We start from the raw sequence: 22,323 nt of genomic DNA on the forward strand, positions 1-22,323 counted from the left end.
GCACACATAACACACATATCTTTACAGTATAAAGTTTACACCGTAAGGATTGCTTTTTAACTTTGCCTTACTCGTTCGAGCCTTATCTGTTCAAAGGGACACAAGGGATTTATACCGCAAGTCGATATAACAAATTGATACTAACAATGGAGCTGAAACCACAATGACAGATTTTGATGCGATTGTAATTGGAGCAGGGAACGCTGGCTTAACCGCAGCAACCACCTTGCAAAGAGGCGGAGCAAGAACATTATTGCTCGAACGCCATAATATTCCTGGAGGTTGTGCCACCTCTTTTGTGCGCGGTAATTTTGAATTTGAAGTGGCTCTCCACCAACTTAGCGGCATGGGCACTGAGCAAAATCCGTTTATCATGCGTCAAATATTCACTGAACTGGGCATCATGGATCAACTTGATGTGGTTGAAGAGCGCGAGCTATATCGCTTTGTGATGCCATCAGCTAACGGCGCTAAGCCTGAAATTGATATTACTTTGCCAGCACATTGGAAAGCGCTGGGTAAAACACTGGTGAGTCACTATCCAGAAGAAGCAGACAATATTGGCCAGTTTTTAGATTTATGTGCAGGCCTTGCCATGGAATGCTTTATGGTCATGCCTAAAGTAAGGCATTCAAATGATGAAGCTGTTTTAAAAGCAAGCTGCCCGTTATTTGTGAAGTACGGCTTAAGGCCAGCCAAAGAATTACTGGATCAATTTTTTACCAATAAAGATCTTAAAGCCGTTATCGCCGCCTACTGGTGCTATCTGGGTTTACCGCCAAAAGACTTCCCGTTTCGTGACTTGGCAGTGATGCTATATGCCTACGCATCATTCAAACCTTGTCATATTAAAGGCGGTTCACAAGCTATTTCTAGCGCCTTATTGGAATCATTCCTTAATGCGGGTGGTGAGGTTCGTTTTAACTGCGGCGCTGACAAAATTATTACTGATAAAAACCAAGTTGTTGGGGTTAAAACTGAGCACAATGAGATATTTACTTGTAAGCAAGTTATCTCCAATACCAGCCCATTACACACCTTCAATGAACTGCTGGATATCCCAACGCCGAAACAAGCCGCATTTGATATGAAGTCGCGCCGTATTGGCACCTCTGCTTTTGTGCTTTACCTAGGGTTAGATTGCTCCCCAAGTGATATCGGCGTGACTGCGGCATCCAACTTTATTATTGATGATCGAGATGAAGAAGTGGCTCATGAGATCATGCAATCGTTAACGCCGCCAAAACACACCATGATGACCTGCTATAACCATGATGATCCCAGTTTTGCCCCGCAAGGTAAGTCGGCATTATCTTTACTTTGTTTGCAGTATGGCGAACCTTGGCAAGCACTCAGCCCTGAAGATTATGCTCGTACCAAATACCAGTTTGCAGAAAAACTCCTTGATCACGCCGAGCGAGTATTTCCTCACATTCGTGAGCATATTGAAGAAGTAGAAGTGGCCACCCCATTAACCATGATGCGTTACTTAAATACCCCCCATGGGGCGATATATGGTTTCCAGCAAAACACCCAAGATGCCAATATATTTCGTCGCCGCGTCAGTGAAGTAGCCGGTCTCAACTTAGCAGGTTGCTGGAATGGCATGGGCGGCTTCCAGCCAACCTATATGGTCGGTCAAAGCACCGCCAAAGAAGTACTAAAGCAATTATCAAAGCCTAAAGCGGCCTCGCAACCACAACAGGAGTTATCACATGCCTAATTCAGTCATCGAAAAAGAACAACGCCCCGTGGTGAATATTTTGCATGCGGTCGACGGTTACAATGAAGCGCTAGCACACCAAAAAAACTTGTATCAGGCAGGCACCGACTTTAACGAACAAAAAGGCAATGTGGCCCAAACTATCGCTCGGTTACATCCTAAAAGATTAAAGCTCACTGTCAGTGAGGTGATTGTCGATACCCCAAGCACAGTCACCTTGCGCTTAACCTCAAACACCCAAACCCTGCCGCCATTTCAGGCAGGCCAATATATTAATTTATTTGTCGATATTAACGGCACTAAAACCGCTAGACCTTACGCCATATCCTCAGCGCCCCAGCAGCGAGAATATTATGATTTAACCATCAAACGGGTTGAGGGTGGCTTTGTATCTAACTATTTACTAGATCAAGTGAAAACAGGCGATAGCTTTGAAAGCACAGGTCCCATGGGCACCTTTTACCATAACCCGCTATTTCACGGTGATGACTTAGTCTTCATTGCAGGCGGTTCAGGCATTGCCCCAGCCAGAAGTATGATCAAAGACATTGTTGCCAACACCTTAGTTGAGCGTAAGAAAAACCAAAAGCTGCATCTTATCTATACCAGCAGTTATCAAGCTGATGTGATTTTTGATGAAGAATTAAAGCAACTTGAAAAAGAGCATGATTTTTTGCGCATCAGTTGGATCATTACCCGTCCCAACGAGCAATACCAAGGGATGACAGGACGGATTAATGTTGAGCGGCTGACACAATTGTTAGGGGATGACGCTGAAAAATTATCACAGAAGATGTTCTATGTATGCGGGCCTACCAGCTTTCATGACCACTGCGCTGAGCAACTCAGGCTACTTAACGTCAAAGCCAGACGAGTACGAATAGAATGTAATGGCCCGCCTAAAAACCCACAAAACTTAGCGGGATGGCCGAGCAATGTTAACGCCTCAGATGTGATTAAGGTGACGATTAAAGGCCAAGGCAGTTTTGAAGCCAGAGTGGATGAGCCATTACTCAACAGCATGGAGCGTTATGGCTTTAGCGCCGAGAATGCCTGCCGCTCTGGTGAATGCAGCTTATGTCGAGTGAAGGTGTTAAACGGCGCGGTATTTAACCCCGCAGAAGCAAAGCTACGCTCAACCGATGAAGCTTATGGCTGGTGTCATTCTTGTGTGGCTTTTCCCTTAAGCGACATTGAAATTATGATTTAAGCTTGAAATAAACCGAGCTGGCGTCAGCTAAATATTGTTTTAAGTTAACCCCTTGCGGTAACTGAATATGGCCTTCGGTCATAAGTGCCGCCATGCCGTGTACCATAGCCCAAGCGCCAATTGCTTGGGCTTTTACTTTTTGGTTGTCTTCATTTTGTAAGGCAAAGGCGGAGCGAAGCAAATTAAATGGTCGTCTTAGTTGCTCATTTTCATTATGACTATTCTCACTATGGTTATTTTGTTCAGTCGACGAACTTGTCTTTAATGCTGGCGTTTTCATTGCTGAAGCCTCAACTTGACCAAGCATCAAACGGTATAGTTGTGGATTCGCGATGGCAAACTCTAAGTAGCTCACCCCATAAGCCAACACTAACTCTCCCGCTACCGCAGCATCATTTTTATCTAGATGTGCCGTGCAGTGTTCCATCGCATCAGCCATGAGTACAAAACCAGACTCAATAATATGACTCAGCAATTGTTTTTTGTTTTTGAAATGCGCATAAGGTGCCATATGAGAAACACCCACTTCAGCCGCTATCGCCCGCAGTGACAAGGCATTAGCGCCATCGCGTTGCAAGATAGTATTGGCTGCAGCAATCAAAGACGCCTTTAAGTCACCGTGATGATATTGTTTATCACTCATAAAACTCATACACCTTAAGTCTAATATGTTAATTATTATAATGAGGGCAACGTGAGAAATCATTAGAAATATATAATAAATCCAATATCTTGCTTTAAATTAGATGACGAGTTTTACAATAATGCTTGTACCCAATAGCCAAAAAGCCTATTTAACGATTAGCGCCACTGTCACGCTGTAGTCTTTATTCCCCCTCAACAATCCGCTGACCCTTTTTTGAGATAGCAAATCCGCCAAACAGCATAGGCTCTTTAAAATAACGACAATGTTATAAATTGATTTAAAATAGAACGTTAGCCTAAGACTTAAAGTGCATTAGGCTTGTCACGCCTCTTTTATTGCTTAATCGTTAAGGTTAATCATCATCCTGAAAGCGATCGGCAATTTTAATAAACTCTTCTTGAAGCGCATCAAAGGCATCTGCTATATGTGGGTCGAAATGACAGCCGCGGCCTTCTTTGATTATGCTTGTAGCCTGTTCGTGTGTAAAAGGCGGCTTGTAAACTCGACGACAAATAAGTGCATCATAACAATCGGCAATGGCCATAATCCGTGCCGACAAGGGAATATCTTCTTCAGCTAAACCTTCTGGATAGCCGCTGCCATCCCAACGCTCATGGTGACTATAAGCTATATCTTTAGCGATGCTTAAATAGCTTGAATTTCCGTATTCATTTTCAGCGCTTTCCAGTGCTGATTTACCATATTCGGCATGCTTTTTCATTTCACTCCATTCGCCTTCATCAAGCTTGCCTGGCTTTAGTAAAACGGCATCCGGAACCCCCACTTTACCAATATCGTGTAACGGCGCTGATTTAAACAATAGGTCAATGTAAGCATCATCAATACTCGCAGAATAAGGTGAGTTTTCTCTTAAATATTCAGCTAAGGCTTTAACGTAATATTGAGTGCGACGAATATGTTTACCGGTTTCATTATCACGAGTTTCTGCTAGCGAGGCCATACAGTAAATAGCGACATCTTGGGTTCGAGATATTTCAGCCGTTCGCTCAAGCACTTTGGCTTCTAAGTCATGGTTTTGCTCTGCCAGAGCTCTATTTGCCGAAGTTAAGGCCAAATGGGTTTTAACTCGAGCTCGAATAATGGGAAGGCTAAAAGGTTTGGTGATGTAATCAACAGCACCCAATTCAAAGCCCAATATTTCTTCTTCTATTTCAGCCTTTACCGTCAAAAACATTATCGGTATGTTGCTAGTGTCAGGGTTACTTTTTAACTTTTTACATACTTCATAGCCGTCTAATCCAGGCATCAAAATATCCAGTAACACTAAATCAGGCATAAAGCCTTGGGCGATACGTTCCAGTGCTTGTTCGCCACTTTTCGCCACAGAAACATGGTATTTACTCCCCAAAACCTCGATCAATACACTAATGTAAAATGCTTCATCATCAACAATTAATATTTTATCTTTAAGATATGGTGACATGTTCAGTTTCCTGTTCAGTTTCCTGTTCTGCTTGGGCTATGACTTGGGCGATTAATTCTCTAGCATTATCAAACTCAAATTCATTGACCTGCTCGATAAGTTTCTCAATCAGATGACTATCGACCTCGCCATCGAGGGCTAATATGTTTTCTTTAGCTTGCGGATTTCCAGCTGCTAATAGCTCATCAAGCGGTGATAAAACCCTGCTTAAATTGGCTGATACTTTAAACGGCTGTCTTATGTCAGTGCTATTACTTACGGATTGATTAATCCATTGGCATTGCTCAAGCCCTGCGATTAATACCGTAAGACTATCGGTAAAAGCTTGCCACTCAGGGACATCAAAGGGGGATGGGTGACTATGCAGTTGGCTTTCTAGATTAGCCGACGCCTGCTCTAGTTGTTTAGCGCCAATATTGCCAGCAACACCTCTTAAAGTATGAACGGCTCGTATGGTTGATTTTAAATCGTCAGCATCTTGATAACTCTGCAACAAGTGCAACTGATCTTTGTGACGCTGATAAAACTCACCAATAAGTTGCGCATAAAGCTGTTGGTTGCCCCCTAATCGCTTAATACCCCAGTGCACATCAACTCCCTCTATGGGGGCAAGCGACATATTTTGCTGCCCCTGAACTTTCTGGCTTTGTATATGGGTAAGGTAGGGGCTAAGGGCTAAATAAAGCTGATCGGGCTCAACGGGTTTAGCCAGGTGAGCGTTCATCCCAACTTGTAAGCACTTATCGCGATCCCCTTTCATCGCATGGGCGGTCATCGCAATAATCGGGAGTTGTTTTTTATCAAAACGGCTGCGGAGGATTTCGGTGGCTTCGAAACCATCCATAATCGGCATTTGTACATCCATCAAAACAACATCAAATGTCTGCTCATCAACCATTTCTATTGCTTGCTTACCATTGTCGGCTACTGCTGAGGTTAACCCCATACGCTGTAAAAATTCAGTAGCGACCTGTTGATTAATCGATTGATCTTCTACCAATAACACATGGCCCTCTAACTGCTCAATCGTATTCTTCTCTGTTGCTGGCCCCATGGGCTGCGAAGGCTCAAAGATTTTCATCAAGGTATCAAATAGCACTGACGCATTAAGCGGTTTAATTAAAAATGCATCCAGCAAATCATTTTCCACCTCATTCATCACATCTTCACGCCCGTAAGCGGTAATTAAGATTATTGACGGTTGCTTACGCAGCGGTAAGTATTTAATGCTTCGGCTAGCCTCAATGCCATTCATTTTTGGCATCTGCCAATCCATTAACACTAATTGATATGGCCGCTCATCTTCCATATTGTTGATCACGCTAAGCATTTCAATCGCTTGCGCACCACTGACTGCGGTCTCAACTTCAAAGGAAAATGACTCCAGCAGCTCTTTTAAAATTTCTCTGGCATTGTCATTATCATCAACCACAAGCACTCTCATCCCTTTAAGGGAAGCACATTCCGTAATGACTGATTTTCGACTAGAAGTGACTTTAGGCACTGCAAGATTAAGCCTAAAGCTAAAGGTGCTACCTTGATCGGGTTGACTGGTTGCAGAAATATCACCTTGCATTAATTCAACTAATTGCTTACTGATGCTCAAGCCTAAACCAGTACCACCATGGAGCCGAGTAATACTGCCATCAGCCTGAGTGAAGGCATTGAAAATACTAGTTAAATTAGCTGGTTCAATCCCTATACCTGTGTCTTTAACTGAAAATTCTATGGCTACTTGCTCGTCTGTTTGCGACAGCATTTTAGTACGCAGCAATACCTCACCTTTTTCGGTAAACTTTATCGCATTTTGGGTTAGGTTTATTAGCACTTGCTCAATGCGTAACGCATCACCAATAATTGTTTCTGGTATTTTAGGGTCTAACTCAAACTGCAGCTCAATGCCTTTATCGACGGCTTTTATCCCCAATAGGTTGGCAATGTTAGTAAATACTTCATGTAAGAGAAACTCGCTCTGTTCAATTTCGAGTTTACCCGCCTCTACTTTTGAAAAATCGAGTATGTCATTAATAATCCCCAACAAACTTAAAGACGCTCGTCTTATTTTTTCAGAATAATCCTGTTGTTTATGATTTAATTCTGTCCCTTGCAATAAATGCGTCATACCAATAATGGCATTCATGGGGGTGCGAATTTCATGGGACATATTGGCAAGAAACTGACTTTTAAAAGCGCTAGCCTGTAATGCATCACGCTTTGCCTCCTCAAGTTTTTTACTACTTTGTGTTAATTTAAGCCTTGCTTTATTAAGCTTTCTATTCCAAACAAGGGTATACAGTATCATTGGCAACAATATGCCACAGGTAATTAAGATAGCCCGCCAAATCTGATAATGATTATCCTGATGTTCAAACTGCACAGAAAACCACTTATTTTCGATAGCTTGCCGTTGCTGAGGGTCAATTCTCGCAATCGCGAGATTGACAATTTCCAACAATTCAGGCCAATCTTTGCGAATACCGATTGATTGTTTAAAGGTATAAGGCGTGGTTGCGGTCACTTTTACATTACGAATACCGAGTTCTTCTAATGTCCAAGATGAGGCATTTAAATTACCAATATAGCCATCAATTTCACCAGCGCTTAGTGCAATCAGTGCCTCTTTATTGGATGAAAATGGTACTAAATTAAATTGTGGATAATCATGTTTTAATGTCTCTTCGATGGCATAGCCTTTAACCACACCGACTTGCTTATTATCAAGATCATCAAGACTGGTCACAAAACGGGTATCTTGATGAACTAACACCATATATGGACTTTCCAAATAAGGGGTAGAAAACAGCATCACCTCGCGCCGTTCAGGTGTGGGGGTTACAGCAGGTAAAATATCTAGCTCTCCAGCGGAAAACTCTGCCAACACTTGGGACCAGGGTTTGTTAACAGGGGAAATAAACTCTGCACCAATTAAATTTGTCAATCTGGACATCACATCTGCCGACATCCCAGAATAAACACCGTTATCATCAATAAATTCAAAAGGCGGCCAGCTGTTATCAACTCCTAGTCGCCAAGTGGGATGAGCCTCCAACCATGCATGCTGTTTTTGAGTAAAAATAAGTGGACTGCTAATTTTACTGTCTTGATTAATCCAATCAGTATGTATCTGCTGGCGTCTTGACACACTTATCGAATCGAGGGCTTTATTGAGAATGCCAAGCAAGGGCTCCCATTCAGGATCTTTATAAATGGCAAATCTTTGATGAGCGGGCGCAAACATAGGATCGCCACTAAAGGTTAAATTAGTCAGCTGCAAACTATCCATAAGCCAAGTGACAACCGCTTGATTGCCAATATACGCATCAACTGTACCGAAAGAGACCGCTTTCAATGCCTCTTCAGTTGTTGAAAAGGTCATTAGATTAATCTCGGGATGATTATTGCTAATTTCATCGACTAAATAAAAGCCTTTCTCTAATGCTAATCTCTTGCCATACAATTCTGTCAATTTGAAATATTGTTGTGCGCCAGTTTTAGAAACAATCACCTTAATCGCACTAAAATAAGGCGCACTAAACCACAGGTTTTTGGCACGGTCTGGTTTTTTTACTAATGTTGCACCTAGTTTTAAATTTCCAGAACTAACCGCAGAAAGCATATCTTGGAAACTACCAAACACTCGAGTGTCAAAGCTCACTCCTAACTGCTTTTCAAAAAGGGTTAAATAGTCATGTAAAATTCCCGAGTGCTCACCATTAGGGTCGATAAAATCTACCGGCGGCCAACGACCGTCTACGCCAATAGGAATAATCGGATGAGCAGCTAGCCATGCTTTTTCTTCTTCTGTAAGGGTAATAATTGGCTGTGTCACTAATAACGGTTCAGCTAAATTTTGATACTCCCAATGAAAACCACTCCACTTAGCAGATATCGCATCTTTTTTCTTATTATCTATTTGTTGTATGCCTGTATCTATTGTTTGCAGTAATTCAACGTTTCCCTTCTTCACTGCTGCGCGAAAAGGATGTGAATATAATGCGGATTCAATGGTTTTGAATTTAGTCGTTGCAGGTGTTTGTTTTAAATAGGTGTCAAGGTAAAGCGGCTGGCAGATAAACAGGCTTATTTCGCCATTAATTGCAGCATCAAATAATGCTTTATAGCCTTTGAAAGTCCTGATGTCGGCATTGGGGAAATATTTTTTTAGCCAATTATGATGAAAACTATTGTGGGTAACACCAATACGGTATTGTGGTATTTGTTTAATAAATTCAATATCTTGCTCTACAGAATTGGCATATAGGAAATATTCACTATGTAACAGTGGCGCAGAAAAAGACATACTTTTAGCGCGTTTTTCATTTTGAAATACCCCAGCCAACAAATCGACTTTATTCTGCGCTAACCAAGTTTGCCCTTCTGCATTAGAGCCTGGTACAAATTCAACGGCTTTACCTGTGATTTGCGACCAAGTACGCCAATAATCAATTAAAATACCAGCAGCTTGGCCTTTGTCATTAAGATATTGCAACGGAGTGCTATCAGTTCGGTAAGCAATACGCACTACTTGCTCATCATTAGGAATTGCTTCAGCTTCAGCTGCTGCCGTAAGGTGACAGAAAAAAGGACAAAAAAAACCGAGGAATAGGCAAGCTAACCTCAATTTCATTGCAAAGTGGCTTACTAAAAGTAGACGAGGCATCCTTGTGAAGCGACTCATGCTAACTCCCTGTATGAGCTTAAAATAATAAATTCCTTATGTGCTTACCTGCACTGAATTAATCTTAGCACTCAAATGGCCAGATGCAATTTTGGCGATAAAATTTCAGCATCAAAACAGTAATTAATAATTCATTTTTAAATCCTTTTATTATTTATTGAAAACAAGTCAACCTAGAGAAAGTTCGTCCCTGAAAAATGACATACCCACCAATGTAAAGCACATAATAACTCCGCAAGTCATTAATGCTATTGACCAACGCAGCCCAAAAAGTACAACGAGACGGTTAGCCAAATAAATTAATACCTTGCGTCAACTCATCATGTGTACGGGGGGAGTAATTTAAAATGAATTATTTAAGGTTTTGTCCCCTAACTAAGATTAATAACTAAAATCAAACATGTACAACTGAATAGCATTTTAGCTTTAGCAATTAAGCGTTATAATGACGCAGATATTAACTCAGCAGTTACGGACGGATTATACGCCTTTTATTAATTCGCTTTTTCTTAGATAAAACCAAGTAGAACAGCCCCATGAGCCCAGAACGTTTAGCCCGAATAAATCAGATGCTTGATAATCGCCAAGTCGACCTGACAGTTTGCCTCGATAAAGTCCATAAATCGCAAAATATTGCAGCCGTGGTGCGCACCGCTGATAGCGTTGGCATCCATCAAATTCATGCGGTTATGCCCGATAACAGCCTTTGGGTTTCAGGCAATACTGCATCTGGTAGTCAGCAGTGGGTTAATACCGTCAATCACCGCAATTTTGATGATGCAAATAAGCTATTTAAAGCGCAAAAAATGCAGGTGTTAGCCACCACATTTTCAGACACTGCGGTAGATTTTCGCGAAATCGATTATACCCGTCCAACCGCCATCATCATGGGTAACGAGCGTGATGGTGTCAGCCCTGAAGCCATCGCAGCCGCCGATCAACATATCATCATCCCTATGATTGGCATGGTGCAATCACTGAATGTATCAGTCGCTGCAGCCTTAGTCATGTATGAAGCCCAGCGTCAACGCCAACAAGCTAATATGTACGGTAGCCGCCAGCTTGATCACAGCTACTGCCAAACCATGTTATTTGAACAAGGTCACCCAATATTCGCCAAGGCCTGCCGTAGAAAAAACATCCCATACCCAGCTATCGATCTGCAAGGGCAAATTGATGCTAGCGATGAATGGTGGCAGCGCATGCGCGCGCCAGATCCACAAGCTGAGCTCGGTTAACATTAACCTTTACTGATATTAAACAAGATAAGAATATCCTCAACACTGAGGCCTAGAGTCTCAGTGTTGTCGGCTCTCGCTTCCTCAATAAACATCCTCTAGCGGCTCTTTGATAAATAAAACTCCAGTTGTGAGCAACTTAACCGCTAACAGCGTCTATGCTTATTGTTGTAAATAAAAATTACTTACATAAGGAAATAGGTATGGGGATAACTGCTAAGAATCATTCAAGGGTAAAATTAACAGGAGTTGCCTTAGCAACACTACTTGCGCTTTGTGGCTGTCAATCAACCACCTCTGTCATCAGCGCTAAAAAAGACCTCGATATCAGCGTGACACAAAACACTGGCAGGTGCGTGACGGATAACAATGCCAATATCGGCTCACTCAGCGTATTTACAGCCAATACCCTATCAGGCTATATCGTTGATAATAAATTTGACCAATATGCTAAAGCCCATATTCAGCAATACCAAACCGACATTGTCATCAAAGATATATACCAAAGCGAAGATGCCAGCTGGAGTCAACTTTGTGTCAGCACCCAATTAGATATGACCTTTACCGATAAAGCAGATGCCAGCAAAACATTAACGCTACCTCTATATTTATCATTAGATAAAGGCAGCCCTGTACTTGAGATCCACAGCAATAAAACTGATATTGAGTCAGTAAAAGCCAGTGTCTTTCAAAATAATGCTCGCCCAGGTAAGGCGACGCTAGTGATGAAATGGGTCACCCAATGGCGAGAAGATAATCAAGGAAAAGAACTGCAGCTTTGGAACGGCGAGCTGTTATCGTTTACCTTTGACGATAAAGGCCAAATAAGCGTAGATGGACAATTAGGGCAACCCTATGTCACCTTCCCAATGCCATCGTATTCTATGGTCAATAACCAGCCGTCACAGTCGGTGCAAAAATTAACTTTTACCCTGACAGTGGTTAATGACCAAGCTGACTAAGGTTTATTCTACTTGCGAATGATGACCATGCTTGTTCAAACTCCATTTGAGCAACATGGGGCCGATTAACGTGGTGATTGCTATGATCACCACTAACTCGGTAAATAATTTATTGTCGATAATGTTCGTCTTCAGCCCCATTTCAGCAAACACTAAGCCGACCTCCCCTCGCGGCACCATAGCGCTACCCACAATAAGTTTCTTTTGCCAGTTACCACCAGCAACCGTGCCGGCAACCAGTTTGCTGGCAATGGCTAACAATGACAGCCACAGCAATACCCCGCTAGTACTGTAATCTAGCTGGCTCAGATCTAAGCTTATTCCAACGTAAACAAAAAATATCGGGGTAAAAACGTCAACTAATGCCTTACTTGATTGCTCCATTTTGTGGGTAAAGGCAAAAGGGTTAACTAGGTAGCGATTGAGTGGTGAGGTAAATTGGCGGCTAAGTGCTAAGCCAACCGCAAAGCCGCCTAACAAGGCTGGCGCACCGAATAAGTGTGCTAGCCATGCAAACAAGCACACTAAAATCATAGTGATGATAACTTCAAAACCTGAATTATCGCTAGCCGGTTTTAGTACTCGTGCAAAATACAATAACACCCTAGCCACGGGCGGCGTCAGTAACAAAAACACCAGCACTTTAGTGATAAGTAATAGCGTGCTAAATACATCAAACTCCCCATGGGCTGCAAAGTTGAACAAAATGCTGAGCAAAATCACTCCGCCGATATCATCAAACACGGCGGCGCCTAAGATAATATGTCCCGCGGTCGTTTTTGCATGATTGGCATTAACCAACACCCGTAATGAAATGCCAATACTCGTCGCTGTTAAGGCACACCCAAGAAAAATAGCGGTGAATATTGAGTCGGTAAGATAGTAGGCACCACTCACGCCCATCACAATAGCCGGAACAATAATTCCCACTAAGGCCACGCTTACCGCGCGACCACCAGCTTGATAAAGTCTTTTAATTGAGCTTTCACAGCCAATGGAAAACAGCAGCAAGATCACCCCAAGCTCTGCCAATACAGTCAAAGTAGGATCAGGGCTGATAACATTAGTAAGCGACGGGCCCAATAATAAGCCCGCAAGAATCTCTCCCACCACCACTGGCAGTTCGAAGCGTTGAAAAATCTCGCCAAAAAGTTTGCCCAAAAACAAAATCAGGCAAAGTGAAATAACAAACTGGTCAACGTTCATATTAACCTTAATCTTTTTATTGTTATTGATTAAATGTTGAGCGTTTAGATGATAAAGATCAAGGTTGATTTTTAACCAACTGCTAAGCTTATACTTAGTGTCAGAGGAAATGAAAATGAGTAAATTATTTATTATTTCACAACAGCATCAGCAGCAAACTAATGCCATAAAAGAAGGGATTAACCTCGCTAAACAGTTAGGCTTAGTTCCTGAAATCATGTCCTACAGTTATGAGTCCTTAAGTGGCGATGCTTACTATAATCCCCGTATTGCCGGCGTGGTTCGAGAGCAAGTTCGCGCCGATGATAGCGCCGCAGTGAAGCAACAACTGAGTGTTCTCAATGCCAATGAGGTACAGTTTACTAATATGTGGTGTAAGCATTTAGTTGAACATGTATGTGAGTATGTCACCCCCGACAAGTACGCCATGATGCTAAAATCTATTCATGAATCAGCCTGTTTTCGCCCTTTAGATTGGCAGCTTATTCGTCATATCAAAGTACCGTTGATGTTATTGAGTAATCACCCCTTGCATAAGGCAAATTCAATTTTAATGGCGCTGGACTTGGGCACTAGCGATCCACTAAAACAAGCCCTCAACCAAGATGTAATTACCCAAGCCCAGCAACTTGCTAAGGCTACGGGTTGTGATTTACACCTAGGCTACGTGGTGCGTTTTCCGCAAATACTGCGGGATATGGATATCGTCAATACTCACACCTTAGTGAAAGAAGCTTACCAGCGTTATGACAGCAAGATTGCAAAGCTTGGCCTAGATAAGGAGCATGTGCATATCCTGACAGGCAATGCCGATCTATGCCTGTTCGAATTAAGTTGTCGCCTAAAAGCTCAATATCTTGTTATAGGCGCTCGCCAGCGAGAAGGCATTATTGGATTTATGCTCGGAAATACCGCTGAGTCGATCTTAGAGCGAGTTCGCAGTAACGTTTTAGTGGTGCCACATCGCTTGGCAGATTAATGCCATTGCTATGACCAAAGGTTTTAAGTTACTTGCTAGCTTCATTTTGTACCTCAAAAAGATTACTTAGGACTTAAACGTCTGGTTCGATTAAATCAAGCCCTACCATCGATATGTGCTATCGTTTGATGGTTGAATTGTATAAGGAAAAATTCAAAGCACGATATCGATTGTAAAGGGTCAGCCCCTCTGCAAGATGTAAACAGCCAACTTATTAGCTATGTATGCTTTCAATCATTGAATAATGGCCACAAACTCACTAGGATCAACTCATCAGATAGCAAACAAGAATTTTCCTATGACCACCGAGCTTTATTTCATCTACGACTCACATTGCCCTTGGAGCTACGCCGCAACACCTTTGGTGAATGCATTACAAGAAGCCTACCCTGAAATGAATGTAAACTTATTACATTGCGCCAATTTCATCGGCAAAGACAGTGCTGGCGAAGAGCAAATGGAAGCGGCAGCAAGAATGAGTGGACTTAAGTTTGGCAGAGATCATATTCGTTATGCCAATAGCCCTAAAAACTCAGTCAAAACCGCTAACCTAATGGGATGGTTGCAAAGCAAGCAAGCGAATAAACAACTGCCTGTACTTAATGCGATTCAAAGAGCACACTTTATCGAAGGTAACCCGCTTGATACTAAGCATGATTTCAATGCTATCGTTGAAAAGTTTAAACTGTCGCCATCAAATAAAGTCTTTAAAGATGAGCTGAGTATGGACGCTGAATACGTACTCGAAGGCATTGCCGAAATCCAACAGGTCATTGGTACTAACAGTTTTCCAGCATTAGTGATGACTGTAGGTGATAACGCCATATTTATCGATCACTCAAAATACATCAGTAGCCCGCATACTGTGGTGGCAGCTGTTGAGCAAGAAATAGCTGCGTTTAAGAAGTAATATAGCTAAGGCTAGTCACAAACAAAAAACCACGGTATTTACCGTGGTTTTTTATTGAAATTAAACCTTTAGAGTTTAATTTCAACGCTAAAAAGCGACCAAGGTTTACAGTAACGCCGTTAACTCTTTTAAGGCCACAGCCGATTCAGCGCTGATGTTCTGTTAGAATGCAGCCCATAATAATAACCATATGTATTTATTGGGGTTCCATGAAAGAATTTATCATCATTGGCGCAGGGCAGTCTGGCCTGGCTATGGCGTATAACTTATCGAGCAATAATAAAGACTATCTCATTCTCGATGCCAATGAATATATAGGGGCTCCATGGCTCAAGCGCTGGGACTCTTTAACCCTGTTTACTCCCACTGAATATAACCATCTACCGGGTATGAAATTTCCTTTTCCCAAAGGTTATTACCCCAATAAATATGAAGTGGCAGACTACTTAAAAAGTTATGTAGATAAGTTCTCGATACCGATTGAGTTTAACCAAAAGGTCACCTCGATTAAAAAAGTGAATGGTATTTTTGACATAACCACTGCCAGCACAAGCTATAAAGCCAAACAAGTCATCATTGCCACCGGGCCGTTTCATACCCCTTACACCCCACCTTGTCATGCTGATATTGCCAAAGATGTTGTTCAACTGCACAGTGAAAACTATAAAAGCCCATCTCAACTGCAACAAGGTGATTGTTTAGTCGTGGGTGCGGGTGATTCTGGGGTGCAAATATTATCTGAAATAGCCGATACCGGCCGCACAGTGCATTTTTCTGGCACCAATAAAATCAAAGCCATTCCCCAAGCCTTTTTAGGTAAAACCCTATGGTGGTGGTTCACCAAAATCGGCTTTTTATCGGTTAACCGTTTTAGCAAAATTGGCAAGTGGTTGAGCAGCGGCGTGCAACCTGTCATTGGCACTGACGTAAAATCACTACTAGCAAAAGACAATGTCATCCACATGGGCAGAACCTTGTCAGCCGATGAAAGCAGTATTAAATTTCAAAAAGGCAGTGTGAGTAGTATCAGAAATATTATTTGGGCTACAGGCTTTAAGCCCAACTTTTTTTGGATTGACGGTATCTCATTTGATGAAATGAACTACCCCAGCAATTATCGCGGTGTCAGTAATGATATTGAGGGCTTGTATTTTATTGGCTTGCCGTGGCTTTATACCCGAGGCTCTGCCACCCTAGGCGGCGTTTACAAGGATGCGCAGTACTTAATGAATTACATCTCTGAAAACGTTAAAGCGGCTTAAAAGCAGATATCAAGAACACGCTATGAATATTAATGGTTTGTTCTCTAAAACAAAAAACGGAATGAGTGGCAGCTCATTCCGTTTTTTATTTTTAAGCAAAGTCGCTTTAAAATTCAATACCTTATATTGGCCTAACTAATGCTTTGCACTTGAGAAGCTAACAACCAAATGGCTAAGGCAAAAAATATCAATCCCATAAACTTATTTTGATAGGTTCTAAACTTGTCATTTTTAAGCAGCGGCTTACCTAAACTGCCCACTAAAGCCACCAGCAGTAAATTAAAAGCGAGCCCCATGACGTTCAGTATCAGCCCAAGAGTCAACATCTGCTCGCCTGAGCTGGCACTAAGCTGGGTAGAGACAAACTGCGGCAAAAATAACACAAAAAATATCAGCGCCTTGGGATTAAGCAGGTTACTCATTACCGCGCGGCGATAAAGTAATTTGGCTAAATTATTTTGCTGCTCAATTTCAGGGGCATCAGCTGCGCTGCTGCGCATACAATCCCAGCCCATTTTTAATAAATAAGCGCCGCCTAGCACCCGCAGCACTTCTAATGCCATCGGGTTCATTGCCACTAACGCCGACACACCCATAGCTGCCAGCAAGGTTAAAATAAGCCCAGAGGTCGCATTGCCAAAGCTTGCATACACGCCCACCTTGCGGCCATAACTTAAACTCGAGCTGGCGATCAGCAGCATGTCAGGCCCAGGTATTAGCAGTAAAGCGACCACAGTGGTTAAATAAACAGGAAGTAAAGCCAGATCAATCATGATAAATACAAAATTAGTGATAAAACAGCCGCGGATTCTACAGTTATCCAACATGAATAAAAGTCATCTTGTGTTTAAATGAGATCTTGAGTTGGCAGAGTTTATTTACAGCTAATATTAGAGGCTGATGTTAAAGGCTGATGTTAAAGGCTGAATTAAGCTAAAGATAGCGTAAGCTGAAACAAGCTAAATAGAATTAGCTGCTATTACTTCGCAGCTGCATAGTTCATCAAATTACGGTATGAATCCACATGATACTTGTCACTGCCTCTCACTAGATATAGCCAAAGCTTAAAACACCCAAATCTAAAAAAGTGTTATTGCTGAGCGGCTGCATAGTTCATCAGGTTAAGGTATGAATCGACATAGTACTTGTCACGGTTGGCCGCTAAATAAGCCAATAGTTCAGCATGAGCTTTGGATGATACCGATAAGTAATCACCGCCCACCCCATGAAAAACTAAGTTAATCAGCAAGGTATCTGTAGAGGTATTATTAATATAAGCAATTAACGCTTTACCGGTTTCGCCGGTTGGGTAAATGATGGGGTTAAAGCGTGTGTCAGCGCCGTGGCCTTTAATCGCGGTAAAGAGGTGGTTTACTTTGTTAAGGTACTCTTGACCACCAGTCGAGTCATCATCTAAGCGTAAAGCACTGCCCACCAGTAAATCACCGCAAGGGACGGTATAGGTGCGCTCAGTTTTACCATCAATAGCATTTAAAAAAGTATTAGCAGCACTAAGCTCATCAATCATCTGTGTGACACTATAATGATCAAGGTCTTGCTCTACCTTAACCCAGCCCCTATTGGGCAATGAGGCGCGGCAAGGATGCTGCATACTGTGATTACCTAGCTCATGACCTTGTTTAACTGCAGCTTGCCACTCACTCTTTCGCTGCGCTAATACCGAAGACGTGGAGATAACATAAAAAGAGCCCTTAAAATGATGCTTATTCAGTGCTGGCAACACATTGTCTAAATGGCTGTTTAAGGCATCATCATAAGAAAGGCTCACTGCTAGTTTTTCGCCGTTAGGCCAAGTAAACCTTTGAGTTTCAGCTGCCGACGCTGAAAAACAGGCCAATGGGAGTAAGACCATTGACCTTAAAATCTGTGATATTTGTTTATTGATAATCAATTTCGCGCCCATAAAAGTCATGCCAGCCCAGATTTTTATAAATCCAAATATAAAACAAGCTATAAACTAACATATAAATCAGCCTATTATGCATACTCTGACTTTCACTGAGCCGTTATTATTTCGAAATAACAATACGTGGATCTGTGCCTTCATCACAGCCTTCAAGCATCACCAAATAGTCAAAGCTTTCCCCAACGTCAAGCTCTTCTTTCACTTTGCACTTTACTTTACCTTTTTTAAAATTCTTACCACATTGTTCTTTAAGCGGCGAATTTTCGCTAAACTTTAACTTAAATTTGGCTCTATTATTATCGCTCATTTCCCAAGTGATAAAGTCACCTCGCTTAGCGCAGATACACGCTTCAACCCCTTCACATTGCCCTTGCTCACAGCCGCTACCTTCTTTAGGTGTTACCGTGACAGCGCACTCACTGGCAACCAAACTAATGGTTTGATCTTCAGCAAGACTTTGTCGTGAAAACATCCCCAATAGACCTATGAGTGTAACTAAGGTTAATGCTCGAGCTGTGAGTAATGGTTTTATAGTAATATTCATTGCCTTCTTCCTTGTTTTATTGCGTTATGGCATCGCCATGTTGACGTAAACACCTTGAAACTGAATATCTCTAGCCAGCAACTTTTTCGAATAGCCTAATTTAAGGGCATTATCGATATACTGAATAGCCAGTTGTTTTTCATCACAATTTATCGCCGCTATGGCCATATCATAAAAAAGATATGGATCGGGGCTATCTTGTAATTGAGTTGAGGTTATTTTTTGCAATGCCGGTTCACACTCCCCAAGCTCTGATTGATACCGAGCAAACATTGCTTGCATAACATGGTCGTTAGGATTAACTACAAATTGCTCACGAGCTAATTTATAGGCTTGTTGATAGCTTTGAAGGGCTTGAGTGGCATCACCGGAAAACTTTTCTGCATCCGCTAAATTAGCCCACAATACTGGGTCGTTGGGGCTCAGCTTAATGGCTTTACGATAACTTTGGGCTGCATCAGTAAACTCATATCTAAAAAAGAGTGCTGTCCCAAGGTTTGAGTAAGTTAACGCATTAGGTGCTAAAGATAATGCGGTTTGCCACGCCATAGTGGCCTTTTCTAATTCATCATCAAGAAAATAGGCGCCGCCTAAACTACTGTAGCCATTAGCGTAGTTAGGCTTTAATAATGTGACTTTAAGGTATTTATCTTTGGCTTTTTTATATTGACCATTATTAAAGTAATAATTGCCAAAGCGCTGATAATTTTTCCAGTATCCCGGCTCTAATTGAATCGCATTAGCAAATAAATCCACCGCCTTATCATTGTGACCCAGTTGAGTCTGACTGTCGGCTGCGCCAATAATTGCTTCAATATTTTTAGGGTTAAGGGTTAATGCCTCGTCAAAAAACGCAATAGATTGTGAATAACGGCCACTTAAGCGCTCTAGGTTACCTAAGGCAACTAAGCCTTCTTCTTTTAAATTCGACACCTGAGTCAGTGCATTACAAATTTGCTGGGCTGATTCAAACGTCGCAAGTTTTTTATTTATCTGGTATTGATTTAGATAGGTTTGGCATAAACCTGCGCTGGCTAAGGTAAATTCCCCATCAAATGCCAACGCCTTCATAAAATGAAATTCAGCTTGGGCTAATGTGGCCTGAGTGGGAGCTTTAAACAGCTCGCTTTTACCTTGTATATAACTGTCATAAGCTTTGAAATCATCGGTGCTGATAAGGTCCTGACTATCTAATTCACTCGACTGTGCAATCAGTGATAAGGCATTAAAAAGCTCACGATATATTTGTTTTTGCACCAACAAAATATTGCCGACATCACCTTTAACAACCGAAGACCACACCTGTAAATACGTTTTGATATCAGTAATATGTAATATTATTGAAAATTCACCTGCATTTTCAGTAATGGCGCCATCGACTAAATATCGCACCCCGAGTTTTTCGGCATAGGTGGATAGTTTGCTGTTTTGGGGAATTTCATTTACTGCCCGCTGAGACATTAAATTAAAAGCGCTTTGCTTGCTTAAGGCGCTAATCACTTCGCCTTGAAAGGTGGATTCAAAATAATGTGGTAATTGGCTTTGCTCATCAAACACAAAAGGGATAACCGCAATGAGATTATCTTGAATAGGTAGGCTAGTTTTCAGCGCTGCGACCTTGGGTTTTTCATTATAAATAGAGTCAATTAAATGCAGCGATAAAAAGCCACCTAAAATGGACAACGCGCCAATAAAGAAAAAATCAAACGCCAACTGTTTGTAAAACACCTTTTTCTTCGGATGATTTCTATCAGCTTTAAATAAGTCTTTTTTGACCTTAATATCCTGAAACCATGTGTAAATAAGTAATATTGGAAAACCGACAACCAGTACTAAAACAACAATTTTAATGCCCCAATCAGGCACATTAAAAATCGGAAAGATAATGGCTATAATTTGAATAATGAGCCAAGTCATAATCGAAAAAGCCACGCTAACACGAAATAAATTAGAGTTTTTTAACAGGGCAATATTTAAGTGCCATTGCGGTGTATGTGCGCTATCGGCAGAATGCGTGGTAGACAACGGCGCTTTTAACGCAGCACGCTTTCGGTTAAGCGCCTCTTCATCAAGGGGGGCGACTGTCGCGATTAATCGATAGCCCTTTCGGGTAATGGTTTGGATAAAAACAGGGGACTCTTTGTGATCATCTAAGGCGTGGCGAATTTCGCTAATTACATGGCTCAAATTTCTACGCTTTCGATTAAGTTTCCCCCAACCAAAAGCGAGCAATCGCTGACTTGAAAGCAACTGCTCAGGGTTTGAACATAAATATAATAAGATTTCAAAAGCTTTAGGAGGCAAATGACGCCGTTCCCCATGAACAATCACTTCACCATCGTCGGGTAATACCACAATGTCATTTAACACAAAACCTTGACGTAAGTTAGGGTCGATTCCTTCCATATCGCTTTGATTTCTGCCCTTTGAGTCCATAAAAATTGAGCCTTATAGATTCTAATATTTGCTTGATTATGCGGAAACTTCACTGTTAAATGGGGAGAAACTTGATATTAAACTGAATGTTCAGTCTAGGTAGGTTTTGTATATTGCGCAAACCATGTGAGCCCCTTGATTCAGCGGTGTTTATCACAGGAAAATGACTCTAAAGCGGCCATATCAGGCAATGTAGCGATATACATGCTATCTGTAATTTTTACCGGTTCACTTTAGTAACTGAAATTATATACATAAGTAGTACAAGATAATAGAGCATTATATGTACTTTAGTTGCATGCTTGTTATTGTTTGAAGCTAAAATTTTAGCACTCATTGATAACAGCATATTAATACAGTAGGCAACCGGCACCTATCGACCCAATGATTGCCCCTCTAAGCCAAAAATAAAAAGCGCCAGTGATAACTAGCGCTTTTTGGGGGTAACTCCTTTAAATTAGTCTTCGTTCAACTGAACGGTGACGTTAGCAACATCATTTGCCTCGTTACCTTCATTATCTTTAACCACCACCTCAACGAGATCGGCAAGGTTACTGGCATAAGGGGTAACGTCACTGGTGTCATATTTAAACACATTTTCAGCGGCGTCATTTTCAGTGGCAAGCAGATGCACATCGAACTGACATTCATAATAATCGTTAGCTAAAATGATTTGTGTACCATCAGTGCTACAACTGCTGTTACTCACCTCAAATGAGTTCGAATTAATTGCCGTACCGGAATCGGGGACGACCTGATCAAATCACCAAATTAATGTGCCGCCAACGGGTGGCAAGGCTTCACCTCAAAGCTTAGCTGTTTTTCAGCAAACCAAGAGTTGCAAATACCTCATAGTGGTGAATCCCATCAATTAGACTCACTATCAGTTTATTCGTCTAACCAGCCGTAATGACACGAGCAAAGACTAAACCGAACAACAAACTGTAGATGCCCTAAAAATTGGCAACACAAAAGATAGCCATGTTTTGTTTATCCCCATTCAGATAAAAACCATCAAAACGATTGAGCTTAAAAGCGCCAAAGTCTGACTTTATGAACTAACTTGATAGATAGTCATATCGAAAAGCAGTGACTATCGCTTTCATCATACGCCAATTGTGGGAGGTAAAAAGTGGGTAGTCATTCAACCTGAACACC

16 protein-coding genes are annotated in these 22,323 nt (G+C 41.7%); 7 read left to right on the forward strand and 9 right to left on the reverse strand.

Going from position 1 to position 22,323, the window contains the following annotated elements:
• Positions 1 to 163: 163 nt before the first annotated feature.
• Positions 164 to 1,723 (forward strand): NAD(P)/FAD-dependent oxidoreductase, encoded by a 1,560-nt coding sequence (locus Q4557_RS03445; RefSeq protein ID WP_102440441.1) that lies wholly within the window; start codon positions 164 to 166, stop codon positions 1,721 to 1,723.
• The gene (locus tag Q4557_RS03450) at positions 1,716 to 2,933 is read left to right on the forward strand and encodes an FAD-binding oxidoreductase (RefSeq protein WP_102531899.1); all 1,218 of its coding nucleotides are present in this window, start codon (positions 1,716 to 1,718) and stop codon (positions 2,931 to 2,933) included. Before Q4557_RS03445 ends, Q4557_RS03450 begins: the two co-directional genes overlap by 8 nt.
• On the opposite strand, the gene Q4557_RS03455 is transcribed toward Q4557_RS03450, so the two are convergent.
• The 3 genes from Q4557_RS03455 to Q4557_RS03465 form a co-directional block, all read right to left on the reverse strand.
• Complete coding sequence (locus Q4557_RS03455; protein ID WP_198589377.1) at positions 2,923 to 3,576, reverse strand: TetR/AcrR family transcriptional regulator; 654 nt, start codon at positions 3,574 to 3,576, stop codon at positions 2,923 to 2,925. The two genes, Q4557_RS03450 and Q4557_RS03455, sit on opposite strands and share 11 nt — an antisense overlap.
• Positions 3,577 to 3,931: 355 nt before the next feature.
• Entirely contained in the window at positions 3,932 to 5,023 is a 1,092-nt protein-coding gene (locus tag Q4557_RS03460; RefSeq protein ID WP_303410697.1) for a two-component system response regulator, read from the reverse strand.
• On the reverse strand, positions 5,007 to 9,701 hold the full coding sequence (locus Q4557_RS03465; protein WP_303410699.1) for a transporter substrate-binding domain-containing protein: 4,695 nt from the start codon (positions 9,699 to 9,701) through the stop codon (positions 5,007 to 5,009). Before Q4557_RS03465 ends, Q4557_RS03460 begins: the two co-directional genes overlap by 17 nt.
• 536 nt (positions 9,702 to 10,237) lie before the next feature.
• On the opposite strand from Q4557_RS03465, the gene trmH reads away from it, so the two are divergent.
• Both trmH and Q4557_RS03475 read left to right on the forward strand, forming a co-directional pair.
• Complete coding sequence (gene trmH / locus Q4557_RS03470) at positions 10,238 to 10,939, forward strand: tRNA (guanosine(18)-2'-O)-methyltransferase TrmH (protein WP_102440436.1); 702 nt, start codon at positions 10,238 to 10,240, stop codon at positions 10,937 to 10,939.
• 203 nt (positions 10,940 to 11,142) lie between these two features.
• Positions 11,143 to 11,901, forward strand: coding sequence for a hypothetical protein (locus tag Q4557_RS03475; RefSeq protein ID WP_303410701.1), 759 nt, complete (start codon positions 11,143 to 11,145; stop codon positions 11,899 to 11,901).
• A 3-nt stretch (positions 11,902 to 11,904) separates the two neighbouring features.
• Here the strand turns inward: Q4557_RS03475 and Q4557_RS03480 are convergent, their stop codons facing one another.
• Positions 11,905 to 13,107, reverse strand: a complete 1,203-nt coding sequence (locus tag Q4557_RS03480) for a cation:proton antiporter (RefSeq protein ID WP_303410704.1) — start codon at positions 13,105 to 13,107, stop codon at positions 11,905 to 11,907.
• Between the two features lie 115 nt (positions 13,108 to 13,222).
• Here Q4557_RS03480 and Q4557_RS03485 point away from each other — a divergent pair, with 115 nt between their 5' ends.
• The 3 genes from Q4557_RS03485 (at position 13,223) to Q4557_RS03495 (ending at position 16,258) form a co-directional block, all read left to right on the forward strand.
• Positions 13,223 to 14,086 carry a universal stress protein gene (locus Q4557_RS03485; RefSeq protein ID WP_102440449.1) on the forward strand — a complete coding sequence of 288 codons (864 nt, stop codon included), beginning with the start codon at positions 13,223 to 13,225 and terminating at the stop codon, positions 14,084 to 14,086.
• Between the two features lie 298 nt (positions 14,087 to 14,384).
• Entirely contained in the window at positions 14,385 to 14,996 is a 612-nt protein-coding gene (locus Q4557_RS03490) for a protein-disulfide isomerase (RefSeq protein WP_102476685.1), read from the forward strand.
• Between the two features lie 209 nt (positions 14,997 to 15,205).
• A complete protein-coding gene (locus Q4557_RS03495; protein WP_102476684.1) occupies positions 15,206 to 16,258 on the forward strand; it encodes an NAD(P)/FAD-dependent oxidoreductase in 1,053 nt (350 codons plus the stop codon).
• A gap of 131 nt (positions 16,259 to 16,389) precedes the next feature.
• Here Q4557_RS03495 and Q4557_RS03500 read toward each other — a convergent pair whose 3' ends face one another.
• The 5 genes from Q4557_RS03500 to Q4557_RS03520 form a co-directional block, all read right to left on the reverse strand.
• A complete protein-coding gene (locus tag Q4557_RS03500) occupies positions 16,390 to 17,031 on the reverse strand; it encodes a LysE family translocator (protein WP_198589375.1) in 642 nt (213 codons plus the stop codon).
• Between the two features lie 317 nt (positions 17,032 to 17,348).
• Positions 17,349 to 18,131, reverse strand: coding sequence for a polysaccharide deacetylase family protein (locus tag Q4557_RS03505; protein WP_102440447.1), 783 nt, complete (start codon positions 18,129 to 18,131; stop codon positions 17,349 to 17,351).
• A gap of 157 nt (positions 18,132 to 18,288) precedes the next feature.
• The gene (locus Q4557_RS03510) at positions 18,289 to 18,729 is read right to left on the reverse strand and encodes a hypothetical protein (protein WP_303410711.1); all 441 of its coding nucleotides are present in this window, start codon (positions 18,727 to 18,729) and stop codon (positions 18,289 to 18,291) included.
• A gap of 24 nt (positions 18,730 to 18,753) precedes the next feature.
• A complete protein-coding gene (locus Q4557_RS03515) occupies positions 18,754 to 21,165 on the reverse strand; it encodes a winged helix-turn-helix domain-containing protein (protein ID WP_303410713.1) in 2,412 nt (803 codons plus the stop codon).
• 457 nt (positions 21,166 to 21,622) lie between these two features.
• Positions 21,623 to 21,874 carry a hypothetical protein gene (locus Q4557_RS03520; protein ID WP_102440429.1) on the reverse strand — a complete coding sequence of 84 codons (252 nt, stop codon included), beginning with the start codon at positions 21,872 to 21,874 and terminating at the stop codon, positions 21,623 to 21,625.
• Positions 21,875 to 22,323: the final 449 nt, after the last annotated feature.

Origin of the sequence: Shewanella sp. 5_MG-2023, from assembly GCF_030547465.1 — a bacterium.
In the GTDB taxonomy this organism is placed as follows: Bacteria; Pseudomonadota; Gammaproteobacteria; order Enterobacterales; family Shewanellaceae; genus Shewanella.